This window comes from Lacrimispora sp. (assembly GCF_047605665.1).
In the GTDB taxonomy this organism is placed as follows: Bacteria; Bacillota; Clostridia; order Lachnospirales; family Lachnospiraceae; genus Lacrimispora.
Genome location: NZ_JASGFH010000017.1, coordinates 91,422 through 103,928, shown reverse-complemented (window position 1 = coordinate 103,928; position 12,507 = coordinate 91,422). Strand labels below are relative to the sequence as shown.

The following is a 12,507-nucleotide window of genomic DNA, read 5'->3' as shown; positions in this document are numbered from 1 at the left end:
GAAACACCCCGCGGGTGTACCAAGATGCCCAGAAAGCATGGGCAGTAAATAGGAAACACCCCGCGGGTGTACCAAGATGCCCAGAAAGCATGGGCAGTAAATAGGAAGCACCCTGCGGGTATACCAAGATGCCCAGAAAGCATGGGCAAGAAATAGGAAAGGACATCGTAAGTGTACATATGAATCAAACGGCTGAAAAAGGCGTCAAAGCCTTGTCCGTTCTCGGACTGATTGTAACGACTATTATATGGGGCAGCGCCTTTGTTGTCATGAAAAATTCCATAGGGGTCATCTCGCCAACTTATGTGCTGGCCCTGCGCTTTACCATCGCCGCTGTTGGGCTGGTGATCATATTCTGGAAACGGATCAGGACCCTTAAAACGCCGGATTTATTAAGGGGCGGGCTTTTGGGAGTATTTTTGTTTATCAGCTACTTTTTACAGACCTACGGTTTAAAATATACCACAGCCAGTAAAAATGCCTTTATCACAACCCTGTATGTGATTCTGGTGCCCTTTCTCCACTGGTTTTTCAATAAAAAAAGCCCCTCCAAGAATCATGTGACAGCGGCTGTCATCGCTGTCATAGGGCTTGCGCTCTTATCTCTGGAGGGGGATTTATCTATTAATATCGGTGATTTTTTAACCTTTATATGCGGCATTTTCTATGCCATCCACATCGTGTTCATTGACCGCTATACCGCAGACCACGACCCCGTTGGCTTAACGGTCCTTCAGATGGTGGTCGCGGCTGCCTTAAGCTGGCTGGTGGCCCCTGTTTTAGAGGGCACTCTGGATTTTACCGTGATTCATGGGTCAATTCTGACTGGGATTTTGTATCTGGGTATTTTCAGCACCATGCTCTGCTTTTTATTTCAGAACGTGGGGCAGAAGCATTTAAGCCCCAACACTTCTTCTATTATATTATCCTTTGAAGCGGTGTTCGGATTGATATTTTCCGTCATATTTCTGGGAGAAGAGATTACCCCCAGGCTCATCGGAGGATGTGTGCTCATGTTTGCCGCAATCATTTTATCCGAATACAGAAAAAAGGGCACCTCATAACAGTTCAGGAGTTTTGCATACATCGATCCATTCCGCTGCCTTAGAAAGCTTTGTGAGCTCGTCGCAGGTCACTTCAACGGCTGAGTTAGAGCTTCCGGCAGCAGGAAATACGGTGTCAAAGCGTTTTAAGGAAATGTCTAAAAAGGTGGTGACGTGTTCTGGATTTGCAAATGGGCACACGCCGCCGATTTCATGTCCTGTGAGCATGGACACCTCATTAGCCCCCAGCATTTTGGCTTTAAAGCCGAACTGCTTTTTAAACTTTCCGTTATCGATTTTTGTATCCCCTGCCGTCACCACCAGAATGCAGCCATTTGTTTCATTTCCATGAAAGGACATGGTTTTTGCAATGCGGGCAGGCTCCACATCAAGGGCCTTAGCAGCCAGCTCCACAGTTGCGCTGGACACGGTAAATTCCTTTACAAGGCTGTCTTTACCAAATTCTTTTAAGTATTCTTTTACTGTTTGTACTGACATCGATCAAAAACTCCTTTTCATAAGCGTAATAAAATCATAAAGAAATTGTTTGTTATTGTACCATTGATAATCTGTTTTTTCAATGTTATAATAGGCTTTGCCGTAAAAATTTGCTATTCACGAGTTTTAATGATATAATAGTAGGGTTACTATTAAAACAAGCAGCAGGGTGATATATGTCGAAATCGTTATACATTGCAGAAAAACCGAGCGTGGCCCAGGAGTTTGCCAGTGCCCTAAAGGCAGGCGGAAGGCGCAAAGATGGATACATAGAATCGGATGAGGCTGTCATAACCTGGTGCGTCGGCCATCTGGTCACCATGAGCTATCCGGAAAGCTATGACCCGAAATACAAGCGGTGGAGTCTTTCCACCCTTCCATTTCTCCCAAAGGAATTTAAATACGAGGTAATTCCCGGCGTGGAAAAGCAGTTTCGGATCGTAAGCGGTCTTTTGAACCGGCCTGATGTGGACACTATTTACATTTGTACTGACTCAGGACGGGAAGGAGAATACATATACCGCCTGGTGGCTCAAATGGCAGGAGTGAAAGGGAAGGTCCAGAAACGGGTATGGATCGATTCCCAGACAGAAGAAGAGATATTAAGAGGAATCCGTGAAGCCAAAGATGCATCAGAATACGACAATCTTTCCGCATCAGCTTACTTAAGGGCCAAGGAAGATTATTTAATGGGAATTAATTTTTCCCGTCTGCTCACACTAAGGTATGGGCAGCATATTTCCAACTATTTAAAAAGCGGAAAAAATACGGTCATATCCGTGGGCCGTGTCATGACCTGCGTCATGGGAATGGTGGTGCGCAGGGAGCGGGAGATCAGGGAGTTTGTAAAAACACCGTTTTACCGTGTCATCGGAACATTTACCAATCAGGATATGGATTTTGACGGGGAGTGGAAAAGCGCTCCCGGTTCCAGGTACTTTGAATCCCCCTTCCTCTATAAGGAAAATGGCTTCAAGGAGAGAAAACACGCGGAAGAGCTGGTCGGGATTCTTGCGGAGATGGACCCTATGGAGGCGGCAGTCGCTTCTATAGAAAAGAAAAAGGAGACAAAAAATCCTCCCCTTCTTTATAACCTGGCAGAGCTTCAGAATGACTGCTCTAAGATGTTTAAGATCAGTCCCGATGAAACCTTAAAGGTGGTCCAGGAGCTCTACGAAAAAAAGCTGGTCACTTACCCCAGAACAGATGCCAGGGTTCTTTCCACAGCAGTGGCAAAGGAGATTCACAAAAACATCGGCGGGCTTAAGGGCTTTGAGCCTTTGTCCCCGGCAGCGTCAGAGGTGCTGGAAAAGGGTTCTTTTAAAACCATTGAAAAGACCAGATATGTCAATGACAAACAGATCACGGACCATTATGCTATTATCCCCACAGGACAGGGTATGGGAGCTTTAAGAAGCTTATCCGGCCTTTCCTCCAAGGTATATGAGGTCATAGCCAGGAGATTTTTGAGCATTTTTTATCCTCCGGCAGTGTACCAGAAGTATGCTCTGGAGCTGGAAGCCGACAGAGAACACTTTTTTGCCAATTTCCGGGTGATGCTGGAGGAAGGCTATTTAAAGGTGGCAGACGTGTCGGGCGGAAAGAAAAAGCAGGAGGAAAAAGGCGAGGGAACAGCTTCTGATGAAGAAACCCAGGAAGCCTCCCAAAACAATATGGATAATCCGGCCTTTATCGCCATGCTGGGTTCTTTGAAAAAGGGAATGAAGCTTCCCATAAAAGAACTGACCATCAAGGAAGGAGAGACTTCTCCTCCCAAGCGGTATACCTCCGGTTCCATGATCTTAGCCATGGAAAATGCGGGACAGTTAATTGAGGACGAGGAACTGCGGGCCCAGATCAAGGGCAGCGGCATCGGCACCAGTGCCACCAGAGCCGAGATTTTAAAAAAGCTGTGCCACATCAAATACCTTTCCTTAAATACCAAGACCCAGGTGATCATTCCCACCCTTTTGGGCGAGATGATCTTTGATGTGGTCAATACCTCCATCAAACAGCTCTTAAACCCGGAGCTGACGGCAAGCTGGGAAAAGGGGCTGACCTATGTGGCAGAGGGGAGCATAACCCCGGAGGAATATATGCAGAAACTTGAGAATTTTGTTGCCGGACGTACCTCAGGCGTGTTAAGGCTGAATAATCACTACGATCTTTTCAGTATATTTGATGCCGCGGCAGCTAATTATAAAAAACAAAAATAGGAGATTGTGAACATGAAAAAAGAAGATATGACAAACCAGGACTTGTTTGACACAAACCATACTCTGGCTAAATTATTATTTGAACAGACCACCTACCCATGGGAGGTTCTTCCTAAGATCAGCGAATTCATCGTTTCTTTAGGAGAGCGTCTTCCAAAGGATGAGTACGTTCATGTGGGAAAAGCCGTATGGATTCACAAATCTGTAAACCTTCCGCCTACCGCTTGTATGGGTGAAAATGTCATCATCGGCAAGGGAGCTCAGATCCGCCACTGTGCATTCATCAGAGGAAACGCCATTATCGGCGATTTTGCCGTGATCGGAAATTCCTCAGAAGTGAAGAATGCCATTGTCTTTGACGGCGCTCAGGTTCCTCACTTCAACTACCTGGGAGATTCCATTTTAGGCTTTAAGGCTCACATGGGCGCATCTTCTATCGCTTCCAACGTGAAATCAGATAAATCTCTGGTCACAGTTCACGCAGAAGACGGAGATATTGAAACAGGACTGAAGAAATTCGGTGCCATCATCGGTGACTTTGCAGAGATCGGCTGCGGCGCAGTCTTAAATCCAGGAACTGTTATCGGTCCTAAATCTAATATTTATCCTCTGTCCTGTGTCAGAGAATGTGTGGATGCAAACTCCATATATAAGAAGCAGGGTGAAGTTGTTGAAAAGGTTGTAACAGAGGAATAACTCGATCAAGAATAACGCTATTAAGAAATAAGGTATACCGGATATGCAGAGAACAAGCAGATTTGTTCTTTTCATATCCGGTATTTTTTTACTTGTTTTCTCTGAAAAACAAAAACATAGCTTTCTGGTATGAAAATAAGTGATGGGAGAAATGTTAAAAAGTTGTCTATTACATACAAAAGCAAGGAAGGTAATTTACCCATTTTTATTTATATTGACATATAGAAAAGATAGTGTTAAGATGAAAATAAGCACTAAAAAACTTTTTTTACTTCAAAAAATTTTTTAGATAAAAATCTTTTTCAGGGTCCTCAGGTGATGCGGACGCGAGTAAAAGAAACAGGGGGTGATTTCTTTCGAAAAGGCAAATGAAAAAATGAAAGATGTGACAGCCGCAATTTTATGCGGAGGAAAAAGCAAAAGGATGGGTTTTGATAAAGCATTTCTCATGGAAGAGGAACATTATCTGCTGCTGGAGACAGCCAGGAATTTAAAAAGCCTGTTTGAGCATGTGGTTCTCGTAAGTGATACAAAATCAAAATTCGCCGGTGTGAAAGGTTTTGAAGAGTTTGGTATTTTAGAGGACGGCTATATCCAGAAAGGTCCCATAGGAGGAGTCAGTACTGCCTTAGAACAGATTCAGACGGACTATGCTTTTGTCATGGCTTGTGACATGCCATTGATGAATCTGGACTTAATTGACCGGATGTACCGGAAGCTGGGTCAGAAACAGGTTTTACTTTGCAGCCATGGAGAAAAGCTGGAGCCTTTATTTGCTTTTTACCATAGGTCCTGTATTCCTGTTTTTAAGGAGCAGATTGAAAAAGGAGAGCTTAAGCTGCGCAGCGCTTTTTCCAGGCTGCAGGTGGGCACCTATTGTTTGAGTGAGGCCGAGATAAGCGCCATCACCAATTTAAACACACCGGAAGATGTGGAGAAATGGAACACGAACATATTAAAAAATAAGTGATCTTGAACAGGAGGCGAAATATGGGATTCTTAAGTCCGACAGAAGTTTTAGATATTTTAGGAGACAAAGCGAAAGCGAAAACAAAGTTATCTTTTTTAAAGTTATTTTTACTCTCTATTTTGGGAGGAACATTTATTGCAGAAGGATTTTTAGCCTGCATCCGCGTTTCAGGAACCATGCCGGCACAATGGGGAAGTTTTGCCACCTTCATGGGAGGCTGCCTGTTCCCGATCGGACTCGTGGCAATCATGATGGTAGGAGGAGAATTAGCTACCGGAAATATGATGACCATGACAATCGGCGTATTTCAGAAGAAAAATTCCATTGGAGATTTAATTTATAACTGGATCGTGGTTATGGTGGGAAATATGGTGGGAGGCTTTCTCATCGCTTTTCTTTTCGGCCATGTGGTTGGAATGACGGAAGGGGCCTTCCTGGATAAAACTCTTGCGATTGCCAATGCCCGTATCAATGATTCACCTATGGTGGCACTGATTTCCGCCATTGGCTGCAATATCTTCGTCTGTATGGCCGTATGGATTGCAACCGGCGCCAGGGACTCTGTAGGCAAGGTTTTCGGAATGTGGTTCCCGATCATGGTTTTTGTGACCATCGGATTTCAGCACGTGGTGGCAAACGCTTTTGTCATTCCGGCAGCGATCTTTTCAGGTGCATCTGATATCACCTGGGCAGCTTACATGGAAAATTTCGTTATTGTGTTCATCGGCAATGCCATTGGAGGAGCCCTGGCCTTTGCTTTACCCTGCTGCCTGATGCACAACAGCCAGAAGGTGAAACAAGCCAGTGAATGTGAGGCAAAAAAAGTCATAGAAAGGATTAGTTAAATGGATACAAGGGTAAGAGAAGAAAAACTGAGAATCATTCGTCAGGACAGGAAAGAACAGGAAAATATTTTAGAGATTTTAATTGATCTCCAGTTCGCCTCAGAAGGCGGCTACATTGACCAGGAAACAGCAGCCCTGGTGGCAAAAGAACTGCATATGACGGAAACCCGTGTGTATGAGATTGTCAGCTATTACGCCATGTTAAAGGATAAACCGCAGGCAAAATACGTTCTCAAAATCTGCAACAGCTCACCTTGTCATTTTTCCCGTTCCGAAGAGGTGGCCTTATCTCTGGAGAAAAAGCTGGGCGTGCCCATGGGAAAGACAACCGATGACGGACTTTTTGCCTATCACTACATTCCCTGTGTGGGAGCCTGTGATATCGGCCCGGTCATTAAAATCAAGGATACTGTATTCGGCAATCTCAGCGACGAAAAAGTATCTTCTTTGATTGATGATCTGCGCAGAGACAAAATAGTTGTTTAAGAGGAAAGGGGAAAAGACAATGGCAATGAAAGAACCGGTCCTGTTAAAACGAGTTGGGAAAATGAAAGACCCTACCTCTATTAACGAATTCATAGAATACGGCGGCTTTGACGGGCTGAAAAAAGCCGTAACAATGGACAGAGAAGATATTTTAAAAGAATTGGATACTGCTTTGCTTCGCGGAAGAGGCGGCGCAGCTTATCCTTTAGGACGCAAATGGCGCCATTTATACGAAAGTGCTGATACTCCCAAATACATTGTCTGTAATGCAGATGAAGGAGAGCCAGGCACCTTCAAGGATAAAATGCTTTTAGATAAAGATCCCCTCAGCATTATCGAAGGCATGCTGATCGCTGCATATGTCTTTGGCTCCAATGACGGATTTATCTATATCCGCGGGGAATACCGCCACATTCAGGCAGTTTTCCATCAGGCAGTGAGCAATGCACAGGATGCCGGATATCTGGGAAATAACATCATGGGCATAGAGGGCTTTGACTTTCAGCTTCACATCGTTTCCGGCGGCGGCGCTTATGTCTGCGGAGAAAACTCCGCACTCTTAAACTCCGTGGAAGGAAAAACAGGACGTCCAAGAGTAAAGCCGCCTCATCTGGCTGATGTGGGACTTTACTTAAAACCAACCCTTGTAAACAATGTGGAATCCTTTGCCTGCGTTCCCAACATCATCAACATGGGCGGAGAGGCATTTTTCCAGCTCGGCACAAAGGATGGCGGCGGCACTAAGCTGATCTGCTTATCCGGGCATATTAAAAACAGAGGTATTTACGAGGTTCCCCTTGGAACTTCTTTGGATGAGATTCTTTACAGCGAAGAATACGGCGGCGGCACTTCCACCGGAAGGCCCATCAAATTCTGTCATTTCGGCGGACAATCCGGTCCTATCGGAACCAGCGAGCAGATCAAAGGCCGTATGTATGATTACGGCGATTTCTGGTTTAACAAACTGGCTATTGGCTCCGGTGCTATTGTGGTCATGGATGACAGCGTGAATGTAGTAGACTATATTGCCAGTGTCATAGAATTTTTTGTTCATGAGTCCTGCGGCAAATGTACACCCTGCCGTCTTGGAACCACCCGTCTTTTGGAAATGATCCATAACTTCCAGCGCCACAAAGGAAAACCGGGCGATCTGGAAAGAATGGAACAAATGCTGGAACATATCACTTATCTGTCCGCATGCGGACTTGGTCAATCGGTATCGGTTTCTGTGAACTCTGCCTTAGCGGGCTACAGAGATGAATTCGAAGCCTGTATCAATTAATGGAGAAGGAGGAAAAAACTGTGTTATCAACAGAGAATAATAACTCTATGATTGAACTGGAAATCGACGGTCACGCCATTTCCGTACAAAAAGGAACTACCATTTTAGAAGCCTGTAAAACACTTGGTATTGAAGTTCCAACCCTTTGCCATATGAAGGAACTGGCTCCGGATGGCTCCTGCCGTATGTGCGTGGTGGAAATTGAAGGCGGAAGAAAAGGCGGACTCGTTCCTTCCTGTGCCGAGCACTGCGCTTCCGGAATGAAGGTGCACACCCGTTCCCAGAAGGTAGTGGAATCCCGGAAATTTATCCTGGACCTTCTCAGCAGCAACCATGTGTTTACATGCTTTAACTGCGCCGCCAACGGTGACTGCAGGCTCCAGGATTACTGCCTGGAATATGGAGTGGATAAAACCAGCTTTACTTATGGAAAGCGTGTGGGAATCAACGAATCAGACAGAAGCAATCCATTTTTCACCTTTTACCCGGAAAAATGTGTTATGTGCCGCCGCTGTACCAGAGTATGTCAGAAGCTTCAGGGCCGGGATGTAATCAGCGTTTCTAACCGCGGCTTTGATGTCCGCATGAGCCCCAGCTATCAGCTTCCCTGGAGAGAGTCTACCTGCGAATCCTGCGGAAACTGTGTGTCCAACTGTCCTACAGGCGCTCTTTCTTCCAAAGATCAGGAGAGAAATTACAGAGCCTGGGAAGTGAAAAAGGTGCGTACCACCTGTCCTCACTGCGCCACCGGATGTCAGATGGATCTTCTTGTAAAGAATAACAAGGTAGTGGGCGTAGACCCTGCCGACGGCCCGTCAAACAGAGGACTCCTCTGCGTAAAGGGCAAATTCGGTTCCTATAAATTCGTTCATTCAGGAGACCGTCTCACCCATCCGTTAATCAAGCGCAACGGCCAGTTTGAAAAGGCCAGTTGGGATGAGGCTCTGGATTTAATCGCCAGCCGTTTTAAGGAAATCAAAAAGAAATACGGAGCAGATGCCAATGCAGGATTTTCCTGTTCCCGTGCTCCAAATGAAGACAACTACGTATTCCAGAAAATGATGCGCGCTGCCTTTGGAACCAACAATGTGGATAACTGTGCGAGAGTCTGCCATTCCGCATCTGTTCACGGCCTTGCCACCACCTTAGGTTCCGGTGCCATGACGAATCCCATCCGGGATATTACAGAGGATATTGATATGATCCTTCTGGTAGGTTCCAATCCTACAGAGGCCCATCCGGTCGTAGGTGCTCAGATTCGTCAGGCTATCCAAAGAGGTACAAAAATTGTTGTAGTAGATCCCCGTAAAATTGATTTGGTAAAAGATGCGACCATTCATATGCCTATTAAGGCAGGAACCAACATCGCCTTTGCTAATGCGATGATTCACGTGATCATCGAAGAGGGGCTTGCAGATATGGACTTCATCCGTGAGCGGACCGAAGGCTTTGAAGAATTGGCTGAAATCGTAAAAGATTACACTCCTGAAAAGGTTGCCGAAATCTGCCATATCGATGCCGAAGACATCCGCCAGGCTGCAAGAATGTATGCCAACGCGAAAAAAGCGCCTATCATCTACTGTCTGGGCGTGACAGAGCATTCTTCAGGAACAGAAGGCGTTATGAGCTTATCCAACCTGGCCATGGTAGTAGGAAAGCTTGGAAAATCCGGCTGCGGAATCAATCCTCTGCGCGGACAGAACAATGTTCAGGGAGCCTGCGACATGGGCTGTCTGCCTTATGACTTCCCAGGATACCAGAAGGTTGCCAACAAAGAGGTCCGGGAGAAATTTGAACGGGCATGGGGAGTTCCCCTCAGTGAAACCACTGGCCTTATGGCTACCCAGGTACTGCCGGGCGCCATTGACGGACGGATTAAGGGGCTTTACATTTTCGGGGAAGACCCGATAGTCACAGACCCGGATACCGCACACGTAATCAAGTCACTGGAAAGCCTGGAGTTTTTCGTGGTACAGGATCTGTTTATGACTGAAACAGCCAAGTACGCTGATGTGGTTCTGCCCGGTACCAGCTACACGGAAAAAGAGGGTACCTTCACCAATACGGAGCGCCGCGTTCAGAGAGTGCGCAAGGCCGTAACTTTAGAGGGCGAGATGCGTCTCGATACGGATGTGTTCTACGATGTGATGAACCGCATGGGCTATGCCTGTGAAAGAAAGACCGCATCTGAAATCATGGATGAAATCTCCAGCGTGACACCGTCCTTTGGAGGAATCAGCTTTGAACGTCTCGATAACGGTGAGACACTCCAGTGGCCTTGCCTGGACAAAGAGAGCAAGGGCACATATATCATGCACGTTGGAAAGTTCTCCCGCGGCCTCGGTTATTTCTATCCTGCAAAATACCGTCCTTCTCAGGAAATGCCTGATGAAGAGTATCCGTTTATGATGGTTACCGGACGTATGCTCTATCATTATAACACCAGGGCAATGACGGGACGGACAGAAGGCCTTAATGAAATCTGCGGAGATTCTTACATTGAGATCAACGAGGGAGATGCTGCTGTTTTGGGAATTAAAAACGGAGACAGAGTTAAGGTAGCTTCCCGCCGCGGCGAAATTGAAACAAGAGCCGTAGTAGGAGATAAGATGTTCCCGTCAGAGGTATTTATGACCTTCCACTTTGAAGATGGAAATGTAAATAAAATTACGAATTTTGCAATTGATGACATCGCCCGCATTCCGGAATACAAAGTCTGCGCAGTGACTGTAAAGCGCGCTTAAACTTATTATTTAAGAAAATCCGGTGTTTCGAAATGCTGAAACGCCGGATTTTATATAGAAAGGAAGAGCCTGATTGATTGAGTTGGAAGAAGCTATCGATCTGTTGGTAAACAGCGTAAAAAGTAAAACAGAGACGGAAAGACTGGATATTTTATCTGCATCGGGAAGAATTGCGGCAGAAGATGTGACTGCCCTGTTTCCCGTTCCCCATTTCCCTAAATCGGGAATGGACGGATATGCGGTCAGAAGCCAGGATACCAGGGGGGCATCAAAAGAAACGCCAATACACCTTCAGGTGATTGGTGAAATTTGTGCGGGGGAATACCTTTCTGTTTCAGCAAAGCCTATGACAGCGGTCCGGGTGATGACAGGCGCCCTCATACCGGAGGGCTACGACAGTGTCATCCGCCAGGAGGATACGGACTACGGCAAGGAGAAGTCTGCCATATATGCAGAAGTGAGGGCAGGACAGAATTACTGCGGGATTGGAGAAGATATTGAGGCGAAAAGCCTGATCATTCCCCGCAGCACCCGTCTGGAGGCAGGCCATATCGGTGTGCTGGCCAGCATGGGGATCATGGAAATCGAGGTGTTTCAGAAGCTGGAGGTTGGCATCATTTCAACGGGAAGCGAGCTGGTGCCTTTGGCAGGCTCCCTTGGAAAAGTGGGGGTATATCCCAGCAGTGCGTATGCCCTTGCCGCCAAATTAAAGGAACAGGGTGCTCAGGTGACTTTTATGGAAATCTGTCCCGATGATCCGGAACTGTTTTTTTCAATGCTGGATCAGAAAATCGGTCAGGCAGATGTGATCATCACCACGGGAGCGCTATCCGTAGGAAAAAAAGATTTTCTTCCCGAAGCTTTGGAAAAAATGGGAGCAAAAAGGCTGTTTCATGGGGTGAATATGCGTCCCGGAACGCCTGTGATGGCCAGTGAGTATAAGGACAAGCTCATCTTAAGTCTGTCAGGCTATCCGCTTGCGGCCATGGTCAATTTTCAGTTGTTTTTCTGGCCTGTGATGGCGAAGATTACGGGGGATGAATCCCTTTTTGGGAAAAAGACAACGCGCACGGTTGTGGAGGGAAGCACCAATGAAGCGAACCGGAGACGGTTTGTCCAGGCTTTCTGCGATGAAGCCGGGGTTCACATTTTAGAGAGAAAGCACCACTCTTCTGTTTTATCCGGCATCCTCAGTTCAAACTGCATCATTGACCAGAAGCAGGGGACCGTAATCCTGCCGGGAGAGACGGTGGAGATTCTCTATTGGAAATAAAACGTGAAAGGGAGCGGAGAGATTATGCCCAGACTTGTTTTTAAAAATATGGAAAAAGAAGAGGTGAAAAAATTCTCTCTGGAAATGTCGGAGGAATTATCCCGGATCATCGGCTGTCCCCAGGACTGGCTCACCTTTGAGCACCTTGAAAACACTGTTTTTGGCGGAGGAAGCGATATTACAATGCAAAGCCTTTACGTTGAAATCAGTTGGTTTAAGAGAGAACAGGAGATTCAGGACCGGCTTGCCGCTGAAATTCACGGCGCTCTGGACAGACAGTTTAAAGGCACGAGAGAAATCACCATCATTTTTTATGAACTGGCAAAAGAAAATTATTATGAAAACGGAGAGCATTATTAATCCGTTTCTTCTATTAAAGATTAAAAAGCTGCCCGGTCAGGAACCTTATACAAAAGGTTTCATGGCCGGGCAGCTTTTTGATCTTTATTTTTTG

At 46.1% G+C, this 12,507-nt stretch carries 11 protein-coding genes; 10 read left to right on the top strand and 1 reads right to left on the bottom strand.

The window, feature by feature from the left end; genetic code table 11:
• Window positions 1–179 precede the first annotated feature (179 nt).
• Window positions 180–1,064, top strand: coding sequence for a DMT family transporter (locus QM657_RS14560; RefSeq protein ID WP_415067421.1), 885 nt, complete (start codon window positions 180–182; stop codon window positions 1,062–1,064).
• On the opposite strand, the gene QM657_RS14555 is transcribed toward QM657_RS14560, so the two are convergent.
• A complete protein-coding gene (locus QM657_RS14555; protein ID WP_415067420.1) occupies window positions 1,059–1,541 on the bottom strand; it encodes a YbaK/EbsC family protein in 483 nt (160 codons plus the stop codon). The two genes, QM657_RS14560 and QM657_RS14555, sit on opposite strands and share 6 nt — an antisense overlap.
• 176 nt (window positions 1,542–1,717) lie before the next feature.
• Here QM657_RS14555 and QM657_RS14550 point away from each other — a divergent pair, with 176 nt between their 5' ends.
• The 9 genes from QM657_RS14550 (at window position 1,718) to QM657_RS14510 (ending at window position 12,413) form a co-directional block, all read left to right on the top strand.
• On the top strand, window positions 1,718–3,757 hold the full coding sequence (locus tag QM657_RS14550; protein ID WP_415067419.1) for a DNA topoisomerase: 2,040 nt from the start codon (window positions 1,718–1,720) through the stop codon (window positions 3,755–3,757).
• A 12-nt stretch (window positions 3,758–3,769) separates the two neighbouring features.
• Window positions 3,770–4,453 carry a UDP-N-acetylglucosamine pyrophosphorylase gene (locus QM657_RS14545; RefSeq protein WP_415067418.1) on the top strand — a complete coding sequence of 228 codons (684 nt, stop codon included), beginning with the start codon at window positions 3,770–3,772 and terminating at the stop codon, window positions 4,451–4,453.
• 376 nt (window positions 4,454–4,829) lie between these two features.
• Window positions 4,830–5,423, top strand: coding sequence for a molybdenum cofactor guanylyltransferase (locus tag QM657_RS14540; protein WP_415067417.1), 594 nt, complete (start codon window positions 4,830–4,832; stop codon window positions 5,421–5,423).
• Between the two features lie 20 nt (window positions 5,424–5,443).
• The gene (locus tag QM657_RS14535; protein ID WP_415067416.1) at window positions 5,444–6,268 is read left to right on the top strand and encodes a formate/nitrite transporter family protein; all 825 of its coding nucleotides are present in this window, start codon (window positions 5,444–5,446) and stop codon (window positions 6,266–6,268) included.
• On the top strand, window positions 6,269–6,754 hold the full coding sequence (locus QM657_RS14530; RefSeq protein ID WP_415067415.1) for an NAD(P)H-dependent oxidoreductase subunit E: 486 nt from the start codon (window positions 6,269–6,271) through the stop codon (window positions 6,752–6,754).
• Between the two features lie 19 nt (window positions 6,755–6,773).
• The gene (locus tag QM657_RS14525) at window positions 6,774–8,036 is read left to right on the top strand and encodes a complex I 51 kDa subunit family protein (protein ID WP_415067414.1); all 1,263 of its coding nucleotides are present in this window, start codon (window positions 6,774–6,776) and stop codon (window positions 8,034–8,036) included.
• Between the two features lie 47 nt (window positions 8,037–8,083).
• Window positions 8,084–10,780, top strand: a complete 2,697-nt coding sequence (fdhF, locus tag QM657_RS14520) for a formate dehydrogenase subunit alpha (protein WP_415067425.1) — start codon at window positions 8,084–8,086, stop codon at window positions 10,778–10,780.
• A gap of 73 nt (window positions 10,781–10,853) precedes the next feature.
• On the top strand, window positions 10,854–12,053 hold the full coding sequence (gene glp / locus QM657_RS14515) for a gephyrin-like molybdotransferase Glp (RefSeq protein WP_415067413.1): 1,200 nt from the start codon (window positions 10,854–10,856) through the stop codon (window positions 12,051–12,053).
• A 24-nt stretch (window positions 12,054–12,077) separates the two neighbouring features.
• On the top strand, window positions 12,078–12,413 hold the full coding sequence (locus QM657_RS14510) for a DUF1904 family protein (protein WP_415067412.1): 336 nt from the start codon (window positions 12,078–12,080) through the stop codon (window positions 12,411–12,413).
• Window positions 12,414–12,507 lie beyond the last annotated feature (94 nt).

What these genes read in the sequence shown, in the direction of transcription:
- QM657_RS14530 (WP_415067415.1), top strand. Translation starts at nt 6,269, where the DNA reads ATGGATACAAGGGTAAGAGAAGAAAAACTGAGAATCATTCGTCAGGAC.
- QM657_RS14560 (WP_415067421.1), top strand. Translation starts at nt 180, where the DNA reads ATGAATCAAACGGCTGAAAAAGGCGTCAAAGCCTTGTCCGTTCTCGGA.
- fdhF (WP_415067425.1), top strand. Translation starts at nt 8,084, where the DNA reads ATGATTGAACTGGAAATCGACGGTCACGCCATTTCCGTACAAAAAGGA.
- QM657_RS14510 (WP_415067412.1), top strand. Translation starts at nt 12,078, where the DNA reads ATGCCCAGACTTGTTTTTAAAAATATGGAAAAAGAAGAGGTGAAAAAA.
- QM657_RS14555 (WP_415067420.1), bottom strand. Translation starts at nt 1,541, where the DNA reads ATGTCAGTACAAACAGTAAAAGAATACTTAAAAGAATTTGGTAAAGAC.
- QM657_RS14540 (WP_415067417.1), top strand. Translation starts at nt 4,830, where the DNA reads ATGAAAGATGTGACAGCCGCAATTTTATGCGGAGGAAAAAGCAAAAGG.
- QM657_RS14550 (WP_415067419.1), top strand. Translation starts at nt 1,718, where the DNA reads ATGTCGAAATCGTTATACATTGCAGAAAAACCGAGCGTGGCCCAGGAG.
- QM657_RS14535 (WP_415067416.1), top strand. Translation starts at nt 5,444, where the DNA reads ATGGGATTCTTAAGTCCGACAGAAGTTTTAGATATTTTAGGAGACAAA.
- QM657_RS14525 (WP_415067414.1), top strand. Translation starts at nt 6,774, where the DNA reads ATGGCAATGAAAGAACCGGTCCTGTTAAAACGAGTTGGGAAAATGAAA.
- QM657_RS14545 (WP_415067418.1), top strand. Translation starts at nt 3,770, where the DNA reads ATGAAAAAAGAAGATATGACAAACCAGGACTTGTTTGACACAAACCAT.